General features: G+C 29.6%; 18 protein-coding genes and 1 pseudogene. 16 read left to right on the top strand and 3 right to left on the bottom strand.

Annotated features, from left to right (window positions below; genetic code table 11):
- Positions 1 to 11: 11 nt before the first annotated feature.
- The 4 genes and pseudogenes from AEBR_RS15600 (at position 12) to AEBR_RS13825 (ending at position 6,400) form a co-directional block, all read left to right on the top strand.
- Positions 12 to 1,478: an immunoglobulin-like domain-containing protein gene (locus tag AEBR_RS15600; RefSeq protein WP_420370946.1), complete on the top strand. Its 1,467-nt coding sequence runs from the start codon at positions 12 to 14 to the stop codon at positions 1,476 to 1,478.
- Positions 1,448 to 1,543, top strand: a pseudogene (locus tag AEBR_RS15595) (immunoglobulin-like domain-containing protein); the annotation flags it as partial. The gene AEBR_RS15600 and the pseudogene AEBR_RS15595, both read left to right, overlap by 31 nt.
- A 12-nt stretch (positions 1,544 to 1,555) precedes the next feature.
- Positions 1,556 to 5,554: an immunoglobulin-like domain-containing protein gene (locus AEBR_RS13830; protein WP_420370945.1), complete on the top strand. Its 3,999-nt coding sequence runs from the start codon at positions 1,556 to 1,558 to the stop codon at positions 5,552 to 5,554.
- Between the two features lie 45 nt (positions 5,555 to 5,599).
- The gene (locus AEBR_RS13825; protein ID WP_129087376.1) at positions 5,600 to 6,400 is read left to right on the top strand and encodes a sensor histidine kinase; all 801 of its coding nucleotides are present in this window, start codon (positions 5,600 to 5,602) and stop codon (positions 6,398 to 6,400) included.
- On the opposite strand, the gene AEBR_RS13820 is transcribed toward AEBR_RS13825, so the two are convergent.
- Entirely contained in the window at positions 6,393 to 7,091 is a 699-nt protein-coding gene (locus AEBR_RS13820) for a response regulator transcription factor (protein WP_129087377.1), read from the bottom strand. The two genes, AEBR_RS13825 and AEBR_RS13820, sit on opposite strands and share 8 nt — an antisense overlap.
- A 139-nt stretch (positions 7,092 to 7,230) precedes the next feature.
- On the opposite strand from AEBR_RS13820, the gene AEBR_RS13815 reads away from it, so the two are divergent.
- The 6 genes from AEBR_RS13815 (at position 7,231) to tkt (ending at position 16,054) form a co-directional block, all read left to right on the top strand.
- The gene (locus tag AEBR_RS13815) at positions 7,231 to 9,009 is read left to right on the top strand and encodes a TolC family protein (RefSeq protein ID WP_129087378.1); all 1,779 of its coding nucleotides are present in this window, start codon (positions 7,231 to 7,233) and stop codon (positions 9,007 to 9,009) included.
- 17 nt (positions 9,010 to 9,026) lie between these two features.
- Complete coding sequence (locus AEBR_RS13810; RefSeq protein ID WP_129087379.1) at positions 9,027 to 11,186, top strand: type I secretion system permease/ATPase; 2,160 nt, start codon at positions 9,027 to 9,029, stop codon at positions 11,184 to 11,186.
- Position 11,187: 1 nt separating this feature from the next.
- Positions 11,188 to 12,534 carry an HlyD family type I secretion periplasmic adaptor subunit gene (locus AEBR_RS13805; protein WP_228712180.1) on the top strand — a complete coding sequence of 449 codons (1,347 nt, stop codon included), beginning with the start codon at positions 11,188 to 11,190 and terminating at the stop codon, positions 12,532 to 12,534.
- Between the two features lie 14 nt (positions 12,535 to 12,548).
- A complete protein-coding gene (locus AEBR_RS13800) occupies positions 12,549 to 13,313 on the top strand; it encodes an ankyrin repeat domain-containing protein (protein ID WP_129087380.1) in 765 nt (254 codons plus the stop codon).
- A 10-nt stretch (positions 13,314 to 13,323) separates the two neighbouring features.
- The gene (locus tag AEBR_RS13795; protein ID WP_129087381.1) at positions 13,324 to 14,019 is read left to right on the top strand and encodes a WG repeat-containing protein; all 696 of its coding nucleotides are present in this window, start codon (positions 13,324 to 13,326) and stop codon (positions 14,017 to 14,019) included.
- 124 nt (positions 14,020 to 14,143) lie between these two features.
- Positions 14,144 to 16,054: a transketolase gene (gene tkt, locus AEBR_RS13790; protein ID WP_129087382.1), complete on the top strand. Its 1,911-nt coding sequence runs from the start codon at positions 14,144 to 14,146 to the stop codon at positions 16,052 to 16,054.
- A 19-nt stretch (positions 16,055 to 16,073) separates the two neighbouring features.
- On the opposite strand, the gene AEBR_RS13785 is transcribed toward tkt, so the two are convergent.
- Positions 16,074 to 16,622, bottom strand: coding sequence for a pyridoxamine 5'-phosphate oxidase family protein (locus AEBR_RS13785; protein ID WP_129087383.1), 549 nt, complete (start codon positions 16,620 to 16,622; stop codon positions 16,074 to 16,076).
- Between the two features lie 119 nt (positions 16,623 to 16,741).
- Here AEBR_RS13785 and AEBR_RS13780 point away from each other — a divergent pair, with 119 nt between their 5' ends.
- From AEBR_RS13780 to AEBR_RS13755, 6 genes are all read left to right on the top strand, one after another.
- Positions 16,742 to 17,053, top strand: a complete 312-nt coding sequence (locus AEBR_RS13780) for an ArsR/SmtB family transcription factor (RefSeq protein WP_129087384.1) — start codon at positions 16,742 to 16,744, stop codon at positions 17,051 to 17,053.
- Positions 17,050 to 17,403, top strand: a complete 354-nt coding sequence (locus AEBR_RS13775) for a gamma-glutamylcyclotransferase family protein (protein ID WP_128982044.1) — start codon at positions 17,050 to 17,052, stop codon at positions 17,401 to 17,403. Before AEBR_RS13780 ends, AEBR_RS13775 begins: the two co-directional genes overlap by 4 nt.
- Before the next feature lie 66 nt (positions 17,404 to 17,469).
- The gene (locus AEBR_RS13770) at positions 17,470 to 18,723 is read left to right on the top strand and encodes an arsenic transporter (protein ID WP_129087385.1); all 1,254 of its coding nucleotides are present in this window, start codon (positions 17,470 to 17,472) and stop codon (positions 18,721 to 18,723) included.
- 13 nt (positions 18,724 to 18,736) lie between these two features.
- Complete coding sequence (locus tag AEBR_RS13765; RefSeq protein WP_129087386.1) at positions 18,737 to 19,138, top strand: arsenate reductase ArsC; 402 nt, start codon at positions 18,737 to 18,739, stop codon at positions 19,136 to 19,138.
- 49 nt (positions 19,139 to 19,187) lie between these two features.
- The gene (locus AEBR_RS13760; protein ID WP_129087387.1) at positions 19,188 to 20,147 is read left to right on the top strand and encodes a permease; all 960 of its coding nucleotides are present in this window, start codon (positions 19,188 to 19,190) and stop codon (positions 20,145 to 20,147) included.
- A gap of 13 nt (positions 20,148 to 20,160) precedes the next feature.
- On the top strand, positions 20,161 to 20,391 hold the full coding sequence (locus tag AEBR_RS13755; RefSeq protein WP_129087388.1) for a thioredoxin family protein: 231 nt from the start codon (positions 20,161 to 20,163) through the stop codon (positions 20,389 to 20,391).
- A 21-nt stretch (positions 20,392 to 20,412) separates the two neighbouring features.
- Here AEBR_RS13755 and AEBR_RS13750 read toward each other — a convergent pair whose 3' ends face one another.
- Positions 20,413 to 21,750 (bottom strand): YdgA family protein, encoded by a 1,338-nt coding sequence (locus AEBR_RS13750; protein ID WP_129087389.1) that lies wholly within the window; start codon positions 21,748 to 21,750, stop codon positions 20,413 to 20,415.
- Positions 21,751 to 21,873: the final 123 nt, after the last annotated feature.

Raw genomic sequence — 21,873 nt, 5'->3', positions numbered from 1 at the left:
TAAGTGATACAATAGATAAAACAACATTAACTTTAAATGATGTAAATGTAGATGAGGGAGCAGGAACAGCAACAATTGGAGCAACATTAGATCATACACCTCAAACAGAGTTAATAGTAACCCTTTCAAATGGAGCAACAGTAACGTTTGGAACAGATTATGTAGCAGGAACAGTAGTACAATCAACAGAGTTTAATATCCAAGGGGATGATGTATATAACGATGGTGAGAGTTATAATGTAAGTGTAACAAGTACAACTGGAGGTAACTTCGAAAGCTTAGATACAACAGATACCTCAAAAGTTACAGTAAGTGATACAATAGATAAAACAACATTAACTTTAAATGATGTAAATGTAGATGAGGGAGCAGGAACAGCAACAATTGGAGCAACATTAGATCATACACCTCAAACAGAGTTAATAGTAACCCTTTCAAATGGAGCAACAGTAACGTTTGGAACAGATTATGTAGCAGGAACAGTAGTACAATCAACAGAGTTTAATATCCAAGGGGATGATGTATATAACGATGGTGAGAGTTATAATGTAAGTGTAACAAGTACAACTGGAGGTAACTTCGAAAGCTTAGATACAACAGATACCTCAAAAGTTACAGTAAGTGATACAATAGATAAAACAACATTAACTTTAAATGATGTAAATGTAGATGAGGGAGCAGGAACAGCAACAATTGGAGCAACATTAGATCATACACCTCAAACAGAGTTAATAGTAACCCTTTCAAATGGAGCAACAGTAACGTTTGGAACAGATTATGTAGCAGGAACAGTAGTACAATCAACAGAGTTTAATATCCAAGGGGATGATGTATATAACGATGGTGAGAGTTATAATGTAAGTGTAACAAGTACAACTGGAGGTAACTTCGAAAGCTTAGATACAACAGATACCTCAAAAGTTACAGTAAGTGATACAATAGATAAAACAACATTAACTTTAAATGATGTAAATGTAGATGAGGGAGCAGGAACAGCAACAATTGGAGCAACATTAGATCATACACCTCAAACAGAGTTAATAGTAACCCTTTCAAATGGAGCAACAGTAACGTTTGGAACAGATTATGTAGCAGGAACAGTAGTACAATCAACAGAGTTTAATATCCAAGGGGATGATGTATATAACGATGGTGAGAGTTATAATGTAAGTGTAACAAGTACAACTGGAGGTAACTTCGAAAGCTTAGATACAACAGATACCTCAAAAGTTACAGTAAGTGATACAATAGATAAAACAACATTAACTTTAAATGATGTAAATGTAGATGAGGGAGCAGGAACAGCAACAATTGGAGCAACATTAGATCATACACCTCAAACAGAGTTAATAGTAACCCTTTCAAATGGAGCAACAGTAACGTTTGGAACAGATTATGTAGCAGGAACAGTAGTACAATCAACAGAGTTTAATATCCAAGGGATGATGTATATAACGATGGTGAGAGTTATAATGTAAGTGTAACAAGTACAACTGGAGGTAACTTCGAAAGCTTAGATACAACAGATACCTCAAAAGTTACAGTAAGTGATACAATAGATAAAACAACATTAACTTTAAATGATGTAAATGTAGATGAGGGAGCAGGAACAGCAACAATTGGAGCAACATTAGATCATACACCTCAAACAGAGTTAATAGTAACCCTTTCAAATGGAGCAACAGTAACGTTTGGAACAGATTATGTAGCAGGAACAGTAGTACAATCAACAGAGTTTAATATCCAAGGGGATGATGTATATAACGATGGTGAGAGTTATAATGTAAGTGTAACAAGTACAACTGGAGGTAACTTCGAAAGCTTAGATACAACAGATACCTCAAAAGTTACAGTAAGTGATACAATAGATAAAACAACAATTACTTTAGTGGCTCCTGATGATGTTGATGAAAATGCAACAAAAGCAACTTATACTGTAAAAGTTGATAATGCGCCACAAGGTGATTTAACTGTTACTGTAGAAGTAAATGGAATAGAAAGAGAAGTTACAATAAAAAATGGAGAGACATCAACAACTTTTGATGTTGATGTAAGAGCTGATGATTACTACATTGATGAAGATGATACAACTGTTGCTAAAATAGTTGATCATAGTGGTGGAAATTACGAGGATGTAACTTATAATAATGATGATGATACAGTAGTTGTCAAAGATGATGCTGATGTTACTAATGTAACTATTACTGCAACCATTACAAAAACAACAACAATTGATGTTTCAAATGTTGATGAAGAGGCTAGTTACACTGTAAAAGCGTATGATTTGGATGGAGATGAAGTTAATGTCTCAAAAGTTACTGGTACGGATCATGATGGATTCGGTGTTTCTTCAAATACAAGTAATTATGGAGGAAGTGCTGCAGATAGTGAAATAGGTTCTGTTTATAATAATGGAGAGTGGAGCAGCGAAAAACTAGTAGTTGAATTCAAAGAAGATGTTTTAAGTGTTGATGTTTCATTTGCTTGGAAAAATTCACAGGAGAAAGCTGTTATTAATTTCTATAAAGATGGAGTAAAAGTTGGCGAGACAATATATGATTATGGTGGAACTGATACTGTAGATGATATTTTAACTCTTCAACCATCAAATGGTGAAGCCTTTGATACAATTGAATTCTCAGGTGCAATAAATGACTGGAATTATGCTGATCATGATTATTTAATTAATAGCATAGCTTATAAAGAGATTGTCTCTGAATCTACAGAGTTAACAAATGGGACAGAAGAAGTTACATTTACTATCCAAACTTCAAATGTACCTGATCCATCTCATTACGATTATATAAATACTTTCCCAACAGCAGTTGTTGAAGTAGAAGATGGAGAAGGGAATAAAACAACTTATACAATAAAATTGGATGATAATGGAATAGGAACATTAACTATACCAGCTAATGGAAGCACTAATATAACAGCGACAGTCATTGAAGTTAATGGAAACTTTGAAGCTGTAAATTTAGATAATGCTTCAGTTGAATTGACAGTATCTTTACCAGAGACAGAAGATGATAGTATCATAATTGATGAAGATCAAACATATACATTAACAACAAATGACTTTGGAACTTTAGGCGATGATATAACTAAAGTTAAAGTAGAAACACTTCCAACGAATGGAATTCTTCTTCTATCAGGAGTAGCAGTTGCTGCTGGTGATGAAGTTTCGATAAGTGATATTGAAAGTGGTAAATTGGTATTTAAACCTACAGAGAATAGTGATGCTGATAGTGGTTTTGATTTTAAAGTAAGTGATGGAACAAACTGGAGTGCAGATAGTAATACAACTACCATTGAAATAACAGCTGTTGCAGATAAACCTACAGCAACTATTGATGTTACTAAAATAGAATCATCTTCTAGTTCAGAAGAGCTTATTGTTAAAGTGGGAGATAAAACATATAATATCTCTGAAATAATTGCAAATAAAGATGTATATACAGAGTTAAGTGGAATTACAAATAGTACTTCAACTAATAAATCAAGTGTAGTTATAAATGAAGATATGGATACTAATGATTATCTTAAAACAACAAATTCAGATGATATTATAGTATTAAATGGAGATTTTGGTGAACAATGGGGTAACGCAAAATTTGAAGGAATGTCTGGTAATGATGTATATGTAATATTAGGAGATATTAAAGGATATAATAATGCTATAAACGACAGTGCTGGCGATGCAGATATTATTTATCTAAGTAAAAGTAGAGAGTATTATGTAATTACCGATTCAAATAACCATATAGTCAATGATTCAGGAACTGGAGTTGATTTTACTATCACACAATACGATGATAATGGTAATGTTGTGGGAAGTATGAGAATTAATAACATTGAAGGTATTGTATTTGGTGATGGTTCAACTTTTGGAAGTGTAGAGAAAGTTGAAACAACTACTACAACAGAGGAATATCAAGTTGACTTTAGTGCTGCTTTAACAGACTTAGATGGAAGTGAAAGTTTAACTGTAACAATTTCAAATGTTCCAGAAGGAGCAACTTTTGATACAGATGCTTTAGTTAATAAAGGTAACGGAGTATGGGAATTAACTATTGCAGAAGGGCAAAAATCTGTAGATTATCAAGATATTAAAATGACAGTTCCAGAAGGAACTAAAGATGTTGACTTAACAATAACTGCAAGAGCAACAGAAACAAATGATAATAGTGATGGACAAAACTATGAGGAGACCACAGATAGTGATGCTGTTCTTTACTCTTCTAATGAGATAAATAGTATGGAGCTTGGTACTTCAACTACGAATCTAATATTTACATTAGATGTATCTGGTTCTATGAATGACTGGGTCAGAAATAGTAGTGGAAATTGGGTTACAAGATTAGATATTGCAGTAGCATCTATTAAAGCTACAATTGAAGCCTATGAGGACCTTGGAAAAACTGAAGTAAACTTAACTCTATTTAATTCTACTTCTAATAATATTGGTTGGATGAACGCAAATGATGCAATTAATTATTTAGAAGGGTTATCTTTTAAAAATATTGGTTATTATAATAATCCAGAATATTTAATTCAATACAATAATAACGATATAAATGGATTAAGTGAACATGCGGGGACAGATTATCGAGATGGTTTAAAAGAGACACAAACAGTAGATTTTACTGGGCATAATGCAGATAATACAGTTGCATATTTTATTTCTGATGGAAAACCTACAGAAAATGAAACTAAAGTAGATTCAGATAATGATAATGCTATTAAAAATTGGAAATCTTATGTTGATGCTAATATTGATACTTTATATGTGGTTGGTGTAGGTCAAGGTGCAGATGATGATTATTTAAAAGTAGTACAAGTTCAAGATGGTGATGAAGTTATTATCGTAAGAGATGAGTCAACATTAGGAGATGTTCTTCTAAATACAGTAACACAAACAATTACTGGAGATGTATCTGATAATATTTATGGTGGAGATGGTGAATTTACAATTGATAGTATAGTTGTAGATAATGTTACATATACAAAAGATACATTCCCTCAAGAAGGTATAAAACTAGATGGAGATGGGACTTTCAAATTTAATTTTGATGATGGTACATACTCATATAGTGCAAAATCTTCAGAATTTAATGAAGATGTAACTAAATCATTTACAGTAAATGCTTCTGATGAAGATGGAGATAAAACATCTTTAGAAGTTGATATAAAAGTTGATATAACACCACTTAGTACAGGTTCAACTTTATCATTTGATTTGGCTGATGATACAATTGATTTATCAACTATCAATGAAACTAATATTAAAGTGATAGATTTAGAAAATGGTACTAAACAGACAATTAGTTTAAGTTCAGAAGATTTGGATGATCTTATTGATACACAGAGCCATGAGTTAATTATTAAAGGTGATAATACAGATGAGATAAAATTTGATGATTCAGATAATTGGAGTAAATCGTCTGAAAAAACACAAATTGAAGGGCAAGATGGAGAGTTCTATGAATATACAAGTACCTCAAATCCAAATATCTCAATTTTTATTGATGATGAAGTAAAAACAGATTTATAGTAGTATATAGAAGAGGAACTCCTCTTCTATAAAAAAGGCATATTTTTGAAAAGTTTAGAAGAAGAAAATTTATTGTTAAAAGAAGAGATAAAAACTCTTAAAGAGAAAATATCAAAAGAGATAGAGACAAATTATCGAAAAGATAAATTACTTTTTCAGCAAAATAAAATGGCTTCAATGGGTGAAATGTTGGGAAATATTACCCACCAATGGAGACAACCATTAATGGAATTGTCTTCTGTTACAATGGAACTTCAAGCAAAAATTGAACTTCTTGGTGGAGTTAGTAATGAAGAGATTTTGGAAGCAATAAAAAAATCAAATGAACTTACAAAATTTATGTCTCAAACAATAGATGATTTTCGTAATTTTTTTGTGAAAGATAGGGAAAAAATAGAGTTAAAAGTCTCTGAACAAATTAGTGCTGCAATAAATATAATCAACTCTTCTTTTAAAAGAAATAATATAAAAGTTGAGATTATTGTTGCAAAAAATTCTAAAATCCATGGTTTTAGAAATGAGTATTGTCAAGTTTTAATAAATATTCTTTCAAATGCAAGACAAGAACTAGTTTCAAGAAATATAAAAGAACCAAAAATAATAATAAGAATTTTTGAAAAAGACGAATATAGTATTGTTGAGATTGAAGATAATGCAGGTGGGATTAAAGTTGAACCAATAAATAAAATATTTGAACCATTTTTTACAAAAGATAAAGCTAATGGCACAGGAATGGGACTTTTTATGTCAAAACTTATTGTGGAAGACAATATGCAAGGGAAACTTTTAGTTAAAAATGTAGAAAAAGGAGCAAAATTTATTATTGCTATTCCTAAATCTAACTAGTAATAATTTGATATCCAATCCCAGAAATATTTTTGATTGCATCTTTACCAATTTTATTTCTTAATTTATTTAATACTGCTTTTAATGCTGAATCTGTAGCTTCATAAGAATCTTCCCAGATAACATCTTTTATCTCCAAAGTGTTAACTACATGATTTCTGTTTTTTAAAAGAAGTTCTATTAAAGCAATCTCTTTCCCTGTTAATTTAATGCTTTTGCCATCTTTCAATACAACTTTTTCTGAGATATTGTATTGGGTGTTGTTATTAAGTTTAATAATAAAATTACCTTCATCAGATATTTCCTGACTTGCTTTTATCAAAGCCTCTTTTAGTTGACTAAAATCTAAAGGCTTAACTAAATAATCAACTAATTTAAGTTTTGTTGCATGGAGTAAATAAGGAGTATCTGTATAAGCAGAGAGCAAAATTGCAGGAGTTCTTTTCCCTTTCTCTCTAATTTTTGATACAAATTCCAAACCACTCATTTTTGGAAGATTTATATCACTTAAAATAATATCTATATGATTTTCGTTGAATATATTTAAAGCATCTAATCCATTTGATGTTGTAAAGATTTTATTACACATCAATTTTAAAACTTTTGTTATATTGTCCCGTATATTCTCTTCATCTTCCACATAAAGTATAGTTAATTTTTTTAAAATCTCTAAAGAATGATGAGTTTGCATTAAGCACCTTTTTATTTTTAATTCTATGGTTGTGTATTTTAATCTATAAAAAATAAGAAAATAATAAAAAAAGTTTGTTTTTAGTAAAACTTTTAGTAACTTTTTTGTAGAATATCTTAATTATGTAAAAGGGTATAACATGAAAAAGCATATAATAAGTTTAGTCGTTTCCTCAATATTATGTACTTCAGTATTAAATGCAACAAGTTTAAAAGATGCGGTAGAACAGACAATAAGTTCAAATCCAGATGTATTATCTGAAAAGTTTAATAAAGATGCATATAGAAAATATGTTGATGAAGAGAGAAGTGATTATTATCCTAAAATTGATTTTTCAGGATATTTTGAAGATTCAACAACAAGATATGACAGAGATAACAGACCAACAGATCCAACAAAAGAGGATAAAGATGGTTGGAATGCACAATTAACAATAGAACAAATATTGTATGATGGTGGATTAACTCCTAGTCAAGTTCAAGAGAATATTCATCTTTATAATGGAAATAGATATAGAAGTAATAGAAGGGTTGAAGAGATAATAAGAGGTGCAGTTGATAGTTATATGAATCTTGTTGAATATCAAGAACTATTAAACCTATCAGAAAACAATTTAAAATTGCATGATGATTATTTAATTATGGCGAAAGATAAAGAGTCAATAAGTGGAGAAATTTTAGAGAGTTATCAAGTAAATGCTAAAAAACACTATATTACTGATAATCTATTAGAGCAAAAAGATTTACAAAACCAAGCAAAAAATAAGTATTTAAAATTTACTCAAACAGCAACAGATGGAAATATTTGTAGACCTGTAATTGATGAGTCTCTTATTCCTAATAAAATTGAAAAAATGGTTGAAATTGCAACACTTAAAAATACAAAAGTTTTAGAGCAGATTGAGAAGATAAAAGAGCAAAGAGAGAATTTGGAACAAGCAAAATCAAGTTATCTTCCCACTTTAAAACTACAATGGCAAGGTGTATGGAATGATGATTTAGAAGAACCTGAAAATGGTAGACAAGATATTCAAAGAACAAGATTAATTCTTGATTGGAACCTATTTGAAGGTGGAAGAACTTATCATACAACTCAAAGGGAAAAATTATTTTTACAAGAGCAACAAAAAGTTTTAGATAATACTATAGCAGAGGTTGAAGAAGAGATTAAAAGTAAGTATGACTCATATTTTATTGCCAAACAAAGAGTAGTAAATATGAGAAAATATATAGTTGATAATAGAAATATTAGAGATGTTTATTTAAAACAACTTCAAGATGGAACTAGAACATTTATTGATATTCTGGATGCTGAATCAGAACTATATAGATCAGAGATAAGTGCACTACAGTTAGAGATGGATATGTATGGAAAATATTTTGATATTTTACAAGATATTGATATGCTAACTGAGTCTATCTTAAAATCAAAAGATCAAGCATGTAAAGTATATATTCCAAAAAAATATGAAAATCCAATAAAAAGAGAAAAATTTAAAGATAATAGTGAATTGAAAGACAAAGATCTTCTAAATGAGCTAGGTGTGGATGCGGATAAGACTTTAGATAATGAGATAAATAAATTATTAAATAGTGAACCAGTAAAAGAAGAAAAAATTGAAAAATCAATTGAAAAAACTCTTCCAGATGGGGAATATACCATAAACTTAACAACTCTTAGTGGCAAAGAATATGACATTGCAACATTTAAAGAAAAATATGGATTAAGTAGTGATAAATCATTATATACTTATAATACAGATTCAGGAACAAATGTGATTTATGGTGGCTACAAGACATTAGAAGATGCGAATAAAGCAATGGAAGAGTTGACAAATAAGGGTATTGATTTAAAAATATATGTTGACTTTTTGAAAAAGCATAAAGAACTTCTAGAAAAATTTAAAAATATTAATTAGAGTTTCAAGGAAAATATTTGGATAATCAAGAGGTCAGTCAAGAAGAAGAAAAAGTAGGCGTTCTCCAAGAAAGAAGAAAAGTAGACACTCTTTTAGAGTCTCTACTCTTTTTAGCAAAATTTTATCAAAGGGCAACATCAAAAGAGTCTTTAGTATATGGAATGGCTCTACATGATAGTATGATGGGAGTTGATGAATTTATAGCATCATCAAAAAAAATAGGTTTAATCTCTAAGTTTGTTCAGAGAGAAAAAATACCTGATATCTCAAAACTTGCACTTCCTGTTGTAATCATTACTGAAAAAAATAGATCAGCTGTATTATTAGATTATGATGTAAATAAAAATGAAGCAGTTGTAATTATTCCTGGACTTAGTGATGGACAAGTTCATATGAAACTTGATATGCTTCAAAGTCAATATGTTGGACATGCTTTAATAATAAAACCTGAATATAAATTTCAAAATAGAGTAAGTAGTTCAATACTTATTCCCAAACCAAGAAAGTGGTTCTGGGATGCAATAAAAAGAAATAAAGATATATATTTAAAGGTTGCATTAGCATCTATTTTCATAAACCTTTTTGTTATTGCTACCCCTCTTTTTACTATGAATGTTTATGATAGAGTTTTGCCAAATAGCGCAATAGATACTTTATGGGCTTTAGCAATCGGTATACTTTTTGTTATGGGCTTTGATTTACTTTTAAAACTAATAAGATCTTATTATTTGGGAAAAGCAAGTAAAAGAGCAGATGTTGTAATGAGTAATGCAATTTTTGATCAGCTTCTTAATATAAGGCTTGAAGAGAGACCTGCTTCAACAGGAATGTTTGTAAATAGATTGCAATCTTTTGAATCTATTAGAGATTTTTTTGCAACAGCAACAATTGCAACTTTAGTGGATATTCCGTTTATTTTTATTTTTATTGCCATAATATTCTATATTGGAGGTTCTTTAGGATGGATATCTATCTTCTCAGTTATAATTTCATTAATATTCTCATGGTTTATGAGAAAGCCTATTAAAAAAACTGTTGAAGCATCTACAAAAGAGGATCAAATAAAACATACAACTTTAAATGAGACTGTTGCAGGACTTGATATTATTAAAAGTGTACGTGGACAAAATAGGATGAAAACCCACTGGGATAAATCAATCAATCAAACTGTTTATTACAATGAAAAATCTCAGTTTTTCTCTCAAATTGCAACATTCTTTACTACTTTTATTTCTCAGTTTTCAAATGTTGCAATTATTATAGGTGGAGTTTATTTAGCAAGTGAAGGTGAAATGACAATGGGGGGAATAATTGCTGCTATGACTTTAAATGGTAGAGTAATTGGCCCTATATCAAATATAGTTGGAATGATTATTAGATTTGATAAAACAATTTCATCAATAAAAAATATTGATGAAATAATGAAAATGAGTGTTGAAAGAGAAAATAAATCATATTTGAGTAGACCAACACTTAATGGTGATATAGAATTAAAAGATGTAAGTTTCTCATACAAAACACAAAATTTCAGGGCGTTAAAAGATATAAATCTAAAGATAAAACATGGGGAAAGAGTTGCTATTTTAGGAAAAATAGGTTCTGGTAAATCTACTTTGGTTAAACTTCTTCAAAACCTTTATGTTCCTCAAACAGGTTCAATATTAGTTGATGGAACAGATGTAAGACAGATTGATCCAGTTGATTTAAGAAGAGCTATTGGAGTTGTTCCCCAGGAACCTTTTTTATTTATGGGAAGTATTAAAGATAATATTACAATTGGAGAACCTTTTGCAACTGATGAAGAGGTTTTAAGAGCTTCAAGAATTGCTGGTGTTCATGATTTTTTATCAAAACATGAGCAAGGGTATGATTTAATAGTTGGAGAAAGAGGTGAAGGTCTAAGCGGTGGAGAGATACAATCTGTTGCAATGGCAAGGGCACTTATTTCAAATCCAAATATTATGATTTTGGATGAACCAACTAACTCAATGGATAGACAAACAGAAAAAGCGTTTATAAGTAAAATGTCAAAAATAGTAGAGAACAAAACTCTTATTTTAATTACCCACAAGGTATCTATCTTATCACTTGTTGACAGAATTATAGTTCTAGATAATGGAGTTGTAGTTGCAGATGGTAAGAAAGAGGATATTTTTGCAAATGGAATGAAGGCGTAAGATGTCAATATTTGATAAAGATGTAAATTTTGTACATTCACTATTTGGACAAGCTAATGACTCTCCCAAACACAAAATAGATTTAGTTTTTTTTACAATTGTTGCTTTTTTTGTATTTGTAATAATCTGGGCAAACTTTGCAAAAATAGATGAACTTGCAAGAGGTGAGGGTAAAGTTATACCTACAAATAAAATCCAAAGTATTCAATCTTTTGATGGTGGAGAGATTGAAGAGATTTTAGTTAAAAATGGTGAGCACGTTAAAATAGGGCAACCTTTAGTTAAAATAGACACTACAAGATTTCAAGCATCATTGGAAGAGAATCAAGAGGGAATTAGCCAATGGATGGCAATGCTTGAGAGATTGAAAATTGAGTCAAATATTGATATAGATAAACCAATACCTGAAATAGAATATACAGATGATGTAAAGAAAATTGCAGGGGAATATATAGAATCAGAGAAACTTCTATTTAAAAACAGAGCACAAGAGCTTAAGAGTTCAGTTCAAGTTTTAAACTCGCAGTTAAAACAAAAAGAGCAAGAATTACAAGAGATAAAAGCAAAAAAAGTGCAAATTGAAAAAAACCTTGAACTTCTTCAACTACAAAGAAAAACAATTAAAAGTTTAGTTGAGAAAGGTGTTAAATCAAAAGTTGATTTGATTAGCATAGAAAGAGAGTATCAGCAACTAAAAGGAGATTTAGAGTCAACTGAACTTTCAATCCCTAGATCACAATTTGCTATAAAAGAAGCAGAAAATAAAATTTTTGAAAAAATTAGAGGTTTTAGAACAGAAGCTTCACAAGAGTATCAAAAGATTTTAGTTGAACTAAATAAGGCTCAAGCTAGAAGAATTTCAGATGATGATAAAGTTAGTAAAACAGTTATAAAATCACCTGTTGATGGTATTATTAAAGAGATATATGTAAATACAATTGGTGGAGTTGTAAAATCTGGGCAAGATTTAATTGATATTGTTCCAAATAGTGAAGTTTTATTAGTTGAAGCAAAAATAGACCCTAGAGATATTGCTTTTATCAATCCTAAACAAAAAGCAATAGTAAAAATTACAGCGTATGATTACTCTATTTATGGTGGATTAGAAGGTCAAATTGTAGAGATTTCAGCAGATAGTATAATAGATAAAGATAGTAAAGAGGGCAAAAGTTATTATAAAGTGGTTGTAAAAACAAAAAGAAATTATTTGCTTAAAGATGGTGAAAAGCTACCTATTATTCCTGGTATGATTGCTCAAGTTGAGATTGTTACAGGAGAAAAATCAATTATGGATTTTGTTTTAAAACCAATTTTAAAAATAAAACAAAACTCATTGCATGAGAGATAAAGAAGGGGATTTATATGAATTTTTTAAAGAATTTTGCACTAATTGTTTCAATTTTATTATTTAGCGCTTGCTCTAATAGCATGGATAAAATCAGTATTAATAGCAGCAGTGAAGAAGAGTTATTAATATATGATTTAATAAGAGAAAAAAATATAAGTGGAATTGATAAATTTTTAGCAGATAATAAAAATCTAAATATCAAAGATAAACATGGATACACTCCCCTTCATATAGCAGTTAGATTAAATCAATTAAGAACTGTTGAAAAATTGTATAAAAGTGGCGCAACTCTAAACAGTAGGGATGTTTATGGAGACACACCCTTAATAGATTCAGTTAGAAATGATTCAAAAGCAGTATCAAGATTTTTGATCTGTAATGGAGCAAAAAAAGATATTAAAGATAGATTTGGAAAAACTGCCTTAGATTATGCCTTGAAAAATAGAGATTTATATACAGTTAGTTTGTTAAACACAGAGAAAATTGAACAAATGTGTAAACCTTTAGAGATTAGTATTGAAACTTATAATAAGAGTGAGAATAAAATATGTGGGAAGATTGTTTCAGGCTTTGCGTCTGATATTGATTTGACTCTCTCTCCTGAAAATGGAAATACAAGTAGTATATCACCTATTAAAGCTACTCTTGAAGATAATATTTACTGTGTAGATGTAGATAATAATATAGAAGAATCAGCAAATTTTTTAACTACAGTTGAAGCTACAAATGGAATTGATACAGTTGTTTTAACAAAGCTTCTTTCAGAAATAAGAGATTAAAGGATCCTTTATGAAAAAATATCTAATGGGAATATCAATAGTTTTAGCATTAGCTGGATGTACAACTAATAATGCTGTAGTTGTTGTTGGAGATAAAGAGGGATTACTTGATAAAAATGGAAATGTTTTAATAAAAGCAATTTATGAAAAAATAGATATTTTTGATCTTGATGGAACAATGTATGCCATTGTAAAAGATATTGGTAATAAATATGGAATAACTGATTTAAATGGAAATATAAAACTAGATATTAAATTTGATTCAATTGGACGATATATAAATGGTTTTGCAAAAGTTGAAGTTGGTGACAAATATGGACTTATAAATAAAAATTTTGAACTTGTATTAGAACCAATTTATGAAGATATAAGAACAGTTATTGATAATTCAATAGTTGTTAAAAAAGAGCTAGAAGAAAATAAAGTAAAATTTGGATGTTTTAATACAAATATTGAAGAGATTGCCCCTTTAGAATATGATATGATTTATCTTTCAAGTGAAAACAGAATGAGGGTAAAAAGAGAGAATTTATGGGGATTTATGGATACAAGTTGTAAATTAATTGTAGAACCTAAATACTCTTTTGTAAAAGATTATTCAAATGGTTTAGCAAAAGTTATAGGAACAAATGGTTTAGTTACATATATAGATTTACAAGGTGAAGAAATTGAAAGAAAGACCTTCAATGAGGGCTTAAACTTTTAAGAGAAGAAGATTCTTCTCCTCTTTTAATAAAACTCCTTTTGAGTCACTTCAAAAACTCTTTAATCGTTTTTAGATATAATCGCAAAATTTCATATAAAGATAAATCATCAAACATAGGATTATTATGTCAAAACAATTACTTCAAAAGCAAGCTGATACAATTAGATTTTTAGCTGCTGATATGGTTCAAAAAGCGAACTCAGGACACCCAGGTGCACCTATGGGAATGGCAGATATTGCAACAGTTTTAAGTGCACATTTAAATTTAAACCCAGCAAATGATAAATGGCTAAATAGAGATAGACTTGTATTTAGTGGTGGTCATGCTACTGGACTTGTTTACTCTTTACTACACTTATGGGGATTTGACGTAAGTCTTCCTGATATGAGAGAGTTTAGACAATTTCATTCTAAAACTCCAGGACACCCAGAATATGGGCATACACATGGAGTTGAAATTACAACAGGACCTTTAGGACAAGGTATTGCAAATGCAGTTGGTTTTGCGATGGCTGCAAAATATGCACAAAATATTTTAGGAAAAGATGTTATTACTCATAAAGTTTATTGCCTTTGTGGTGATGGAGATTTACAAGAGGGTATCTCTTATGAAGCGTGTGCAACTGCAGGACATTTGGGATTAGATAACTTAATTGTAATTTATGATTCAAACTCAATCACTATTGAAGGTGATACTTCAATTGCATGGAGTGAAAATGTTAAAAAAAGATTCGCTGCTGCAAATTTTGAAGTATTTGAGATAGATGGACACAATTTTGATCAAATTGATAAAGCTATTGAAAGTGCAAAAGTATGCGATAAACCTGCATTAATTATTGCAACAACTTCAATTGGAAAAGGTGCAGCAACTTTAGAAGGAAGTCACCATACTCATGGAGCTCCATTAGGTGAAGATGAGATTAGAGAGTCAAAAATTAAAGCAGGATTTAATCCTGATGAAAAATTTGTTGTTCCTTATGATATTAAAGGTGCTTTTGATAAACTAATTCAAGGTGTAGAAGCTGAAAATGCATGGGAAGAATCATTAAGTGATGAAACAAAAGCAAAAATAAAAGAGCTTCAAAATCCAAATTTTGACTCTATTGTTTATCCAGAATTTGAAGTTGGAAGTTCTGTTGCAACAAGAGATTCAAATCATAAAATTTTAAATGCAATTGCAAGTGCAATTCCAGGATTCTTAGGTGGAAGTGCAGATTTAGCTCCATCAAATAAGACTGAGTTAAAAGGGATGGGAGATTTTCCTAAAGGGAAAAATATCCACTTTGGGATCAAAGAACATGCAATGGCAGCAATTACAAATGCAATGAATCTTTACGGACTATTTAGAGTATTCTCTGCAACATTTTTTGTATTTTCAGATTACTTAAAACCAAGTGCAAGAATTGCAGCATTAGCAGGAATTCCACAACACTTTGTATGGACACACGACTCTATTGGAGTTGGTGAAGATGGTCCAACGCACCAACCAATTGAGCATTTATCTCAATTTAGAGCATTACCAAACTTCTATACATTTAGACCAGCAGATGCAACAGAAAATATTGCTTCTTGGAAAGTTGCATTAAAAATGAAAGCACCATCTGCCTTTGTATGTTCAAGACAAGGTCTTCAAGTATTAAAAGATGAAAGAGCATTTGGAGAAGTTGCAAATGGAGCATATCTTCTTAAAAAAAGAGAGAATGCAACAGTTACTCTTATGGCTTCAGGTAGTGAAGTTATGCTTTCACTTCAAGTTGCTTGTGTCCTTGATAAAGAGGGAATTAAAGCAAATGTTGTATCAGTTCCTTGTTTTGATTTACTACTTGAACAAAACAAAGAGTATGTAGATACAATAATTGATCCAAATACAAAAGTATTTGCAATTGAAGCAGCTAGAGGATTAGAGTACTATAAATACGCAGATGTTGTATATGGTATGGATACTTTTGGAGCTTCAGGACCTGCTGGAGTACTATTCAAAGAGTTTGGATTTACAGTTGAGTCTTTAGTAGAAAGAGTTAAAAAAGATATATAAGTTAGAGTTTTCTCTAACTTTAATCTTCAAAGAGTTTTGTTGGTTTTCCATCAAAACTTTTTTGATTGTTTTTTTTCATATACTCTATTTGCTCCTCTTTACTTTTTTTCTTATAATATTTTTTCAAATCTTCCCTTTGGTCTATAAAATCATAGAGTGGAACACCTTTCCCACAAGAGTTATTTACTTTTAATATTTTTACTTTAAAAACTTGTCTTGCTCCATTTGTATCTGGAAAGTATGAGATATATTTTTCCCATTTTTTATCTTTCTCTTGAATAGCTTTTGCTTTACAGTATAGTCTTAGAATATTTGGCTCTCCTTCAAAAGCACAAAACATAAGTGTCATTCTTTCATCCTCAAGAAGATGTGCAGCTGTTTCATTTCCACTTCCAAAGTAGTTTAACCATAAAACGGTATTATCATCAATTACCTTAAAGGTCTTATCCAAACCCTTTGGAGAGATATTGATTTTTCCTTTTTTTGGAGCAGTTGCAACAAAAAACATCTTTTGACCTTTTATAAAGTCAATATCTTTTTTATCCAATTTATCGCTAAGTTTTGCCATTATTTTCCCTTTTACTATAATTATAATACAAATTGATAAATTTATGATTACAATATATATCAATATATCTTGATATATTAGATTTATTATGTTATAATTAAAAATTCAAAAGGGGAATAATGGATATTTTTTTAAAATCTGCATCAGCTTTAAATGATGAGACCAGAGTAAAACTTCTTAAATTTATTAATACTCATGGCAAATGTTGTGTTTGTGATTTGGAAAACTCTTTTGATATGATTCAATCACGTCTTTCAAGGCACCTAAAAATATTAAAAGAGGGTGGATTTTTAAGAGTTGATAGGGTTGGAAGATGGGCTTATTACTCTATTAGAACACCCCTTGATGAGTTTAGACAAAGTGCCATAAAAGAGATTATGACCTTGGATATAGATTTACCAAAATTAAATAAAATATGTGAAAAAAAATGATAGAGACACTATTTGTTTATGGAACACTAATGCCAAATAGACCAAATGGACATGTTTTGGAAAATATTGTAGGTAAATTTGTACCAGCTACAGTAAAAGGAAGGCTTGTTGATGCAGGATGGAGTGCAAGTATGGGTTATCCTGGAATAAGACTTGATAAACCAGTTGATACGGTTCATGGCTATCTTTTCTATTCAGCAAATTTAATAAACCATTGGGATTATTTAGATGAGTTTGAAGGTTTAGAGTTTGTAAGAACTCCTGTTACAGTTGAAAGATATGATGAGTTGGAGGTTGAGACCTATATTTATGTGTTAAAACCAGAAGTTGAAGAGATGTTGGAAGAGTAACTCTTTTGAAACTCTTTTTTTGTAAAATATATCAATATATCTTGATGTATTGAAATAAGGAATAAAATGCTTTTAGCAAGTTCGATTTTTATTATTACACTTATATTTGTTATTTGGCAACCAAAAAATTTGCAAATAGGGACAACAGCAGTAATTGGTGCCATTGTAGCTTTGCTTTTTGGAGTTGTTAGTTTAAATGATGTTTTAGCTGTTACAAATATTGTTTGGGATGCAACTTTGGCTTTTATAGGAATTATAATTTTATCTATGGTTTTAGATGAGATTGGATTTTTTGAGTGGTGCGCAATAAAGATGGCAAAACTATCAAAGGGTGATGGTCATTTGATGTTCGTATATTCACTGCTTCTTGGTTCTTTTGTTTCTGCACTCTTTGCAAATGATGGTGCGGCACTGATTTTAACACCAATTTTACTTGCAAAAATGAAGATACTGAAACTAAATGCAAAGACTATTTTGGCCTTTTTGCTTGCAGGAGGTTTTATAAGTGATAGTGCATCTTTACCTTTTGTATTTTCAAATTTAACAAACATTGTTACTGCAAACTTTTTTAATATAGGATTTGCTCAATATCTTTCAAATATGATTATCCCATATATTGTAAGTACAGTGGTATCTATAGCTGTATTATGGCTTTTTTTAAGAAAAGATATTCCAGCAAAAGTTGATATAACGCTACTTAAAAATGCAGATGAAGTACTTAAAAACAAAACACTTTTTAAATTTTCATGGATTTTTCTTACTTTATTAATTGCAGGATATTTTATAGGTGATAGTTATGATCTTCCAATCTCTTTGTTTGCACTAAGTGGTGCATTGATCTTTTTGGCAATTGCAAGTTATATGAAGAGTGCAAAAGCTTGGCTTACAATAAAAAATGCACCTTGGCAAGTGGTTTGGTTTAGTATTGGACTTTATATTGTTGTTTATGGTTTAAAAAATGCAGGTTTAACTGATGAATTGACATATATTTTAAATATTTTAGCTCAAAAAGGTGATGCAGTTGCAATAATTGGAACAGGCTTTATCTCTGCAATTTTAAGTGCAATTATGAACAATATGCCAACAGTTATGGTTATGGATATAGCTTTAAAAGATATTCCAAATGAGGCATTAGCTTATGCAAATATAATTGGATGTAATTTGGGACCAAAAATGACTCCCTTTGGAAGTTTAGCAACACTTCTTTGGTTGTATGTTTTAGGTAAAAAAGGGGTTCATATCGGATTTTGGCAATATAGTAAATTTGGACTTATGGTAACTCCACCAGTTCTATTTGTAGTTTTATTAACATTAATTTAAAAAGGAATTTATTATGAAAAAAGTATTGATTTTATGTACAGGAAACTCTTGTAGAAGCATAATAGCTGAAGCACTTATAAATGCAAAATGTGAAGGCATTTGTGCTGATTCTTCAGGAGTAAAAGCTAGTGGAAGAGTAAATGAAAATGCAAAAAAACTTTTAGAGCAAAAAGGTATTTGGAAAGAGGAATATCATAGTAAAACTTTAGATACAGTTATTAACAACGAGTATGATTTGGTTGTAACAGTATGTGATCATGCAAATGAAACATGTCCAATGTTTCCTAAACCAGTTAAAAAAATACATATTGGTTTTGAAGATCCAGATGGAAAAGGTTTTGAAGCTTTTGAGAAAATCTATGAAGAGATTGAATCAATTTTACTTCCAAAAGTAGTAGATGCGGTTTTATCATAATATGATAAAAACTTTCTGTGAAAAGTAAAAGAGCAGTTAGGAGTTTAAGATGTTTTATTATTGGGAAAAATTTGTAGACTATTTAATCTATACTCTATTTAATATGGATAAGAGTAGTCATTTAACTCAAGCTTTGCACTTCTTTATTTATGATACTGTTAAAATTTTGATTCTTCTTGTATTGATTATTTTTATAGTCTCATATTTAAGAACTTGGTTTAATGTTGAAAAAGTAAGAGCCTATTTACAAGGAAAATCAGAGTTTACAGGAAATATATTAGCTGCAATATTTGGGATAATAACTCCTTTTTGTACTTGCAGTGCAATTCCTCTTTTTCTGGGATTTTTACAAGCAAGAATTCCTTTGGGAGTTACTTTCTCTTTTTTAATCTCAGCTCCACTTAATAATGAGATAGCAATAGCAATGCTTTTTGGACTTTTTGGTTGGAAAATTACAGCTATTTATATAGGTTTTGGACTTCTTGTAGCTATTGTTGGAGGTTTTATTATAGGAAGGATGAATATGGAAAAATATATTCTTCTTGAGGTAAAACCAATGCAAGGGTGTTGTGATAATCCAACTATAAAGTTAGATAGTAAAACAAGAGTAAAAGAGGCTTGGGATTACACTATGGATATTTTTAGAAAAATTTATATCTATGTGTTGTTAGGAGTTGCTGTAGGAGCGTTTATTCATGGATATATTCCAACAGATTTTATTGCTCGTTATACAGGTGGAGATGCTTGGTACACAGTACCTTTAGCTGTTATTTTAGGAATTCCAATGTACTCAAGTGCAGCAGGTGTAATGCCCCTTGTTGAGGTTTTAACTTCTAAAGGTATGCTTCTAGGAAGTGCACTTTCTTTTATGATGGCAGTTACTGCATTGAGTCTTCCAGAAGCAATGATTTTAAAAAGATTACTTCATACAAAACTTATTGCAACATTTTTTATAATAGTTGGATGTGGAATTATTGCCATTGGATATATTTTTAATACGATTTTATAAATAGGAGAGAAAGATGAAAATTGAGATTTTAGGAACAGGCTGTTCAAAATGTGAAGCTTTAACAAATAATGTAAAAGTAGCAGTTGCAAAAAAAGGAATTTTTGCACAAATAGAAAAAGTGGATGATATGGTAAAAATTATGAATTATGGAGTTATGAGTACTCCAGCTCTTGTAATAAATGGAGAGGTTAAATCAACAGGAAAACTTCTTAATGTTGAAGAGATTGAGGAACTTCTAAAATAGCTCTAAGAAATTTCTTAGAGACTATTGGATTCTTTTATCGTTTATATATAAACTATTTGAATCATACTTCAAATCAATAGAAGCTTGGTCTTTATCAAAGTTGATATATTGAGATAGGGCTGCTGGTATTTTAAGTTTATTATTTATCTGCATAATATCATTTTTTGGTAATTTTAAAAAATAGTTTGCAGAGATAGAATTGATTAATTCTCCAAAATTTTCAGTTGTTAGATTAAAAATATTTGGTTTTATTTCTACTTTTAATTTGCTATTTATTTTGTTTAACTCAAAAAAATCATTTATAGTTGTAAGTTTAATATTACTTATATCAAGTTTGTCTAGTTTGTATATCAAACCATCATTTATGATTTTATTAACACTAGTATATATCTTCTCTTCGTCATTTGTTTTTATTGAATCAAGAAGTTCATGAAAAGCAACTTCTTTCATACCTTCAATTGAACCTACTAGATTAAAATTTTTGAGTTTAATATTACTATTTAATATATCCATATTTATATCTGCAATTTGCATATTAGAATGTGGAGTTAAAAAACCATTTTTTGTATCTATTGTAGAATTACTCTTCAAATTTTCAATTTTCAATTGAACTTTTTCATTTCTCTCTTTAAATAAAGTTCTGATATGTTTTATATTTAACTCTTCAGATACTTTAAGCTCTTTTTCTCTGTTTAATTTATAATTTGAAGAGTCAATATCCAAATCAAATGATTGTTTATCAATAAGAATTGATGAAGATATCTTTTCGATATTTATATCATATTTATTAAAATCTTCAATATAAATTACAAAATTTTTAATAGTTTCACTAATAGAGATATTTTTATTAAGTAGTCTTAAATCAATATCTTTTAATCTTGCTTTTTTTATCTCAAAATTGTTAACTGATAAAACTAATTCTAAATCTCTATTTTTTATAAAAGATAATAGGTCTTGTCCTATCTTCTCCTTTAATAAAGCTTGTTCAAGATAAGAAGACAAGTTCTTAAAAGAGATTGAAATAGCATCATCTTTTTCTGTAGGATACTTTGGTAGTGAGATTTCAATTAGCAATTCTGTATTATTTACTAACTTCTCTACCTCTTGTTTTTCAACTAAACCTTTTAATTTTAAAAATAGATATGAAGAGTCTTTGATTTGTAGAATGTACTCTCTTTTAATATTAAAATAGTCATCATTTAAAGTTTTGATTTTAAGCTCCATACCTTTTTCTTCAAAACTTTTTTGTGTTTTTTCTATATAGTCATTAAATTTTACATTATAGATATTTGGTACAATAATTATGCTACCAAGGATTAATACAATAAGTATTATTGATATTTTTATTATTAACTTCATAAATGTCCTTTTAAGATAGAAAATAATTCTATCATAATAAAATTATATATAAATTACTTGCAAGGTAATATCGCAATTTTCTACTATAATAAAAAGGGGAATTTGGATAAAATAACATCTTTA

The organism is Halarcobacter ebronensis, from assembly GCF_013201825.1.
GTDB lineage: Bacteria > Campylobacterota > Campylobacteria > Campylobacterales > Arcobacteraceae > Halarcobacter > Halarcobacter ebronensis.
Note: the sequence above shows the minus strand (reverse complement) of the source record. Positions and strands in the feature narration are given on the sequence as shown.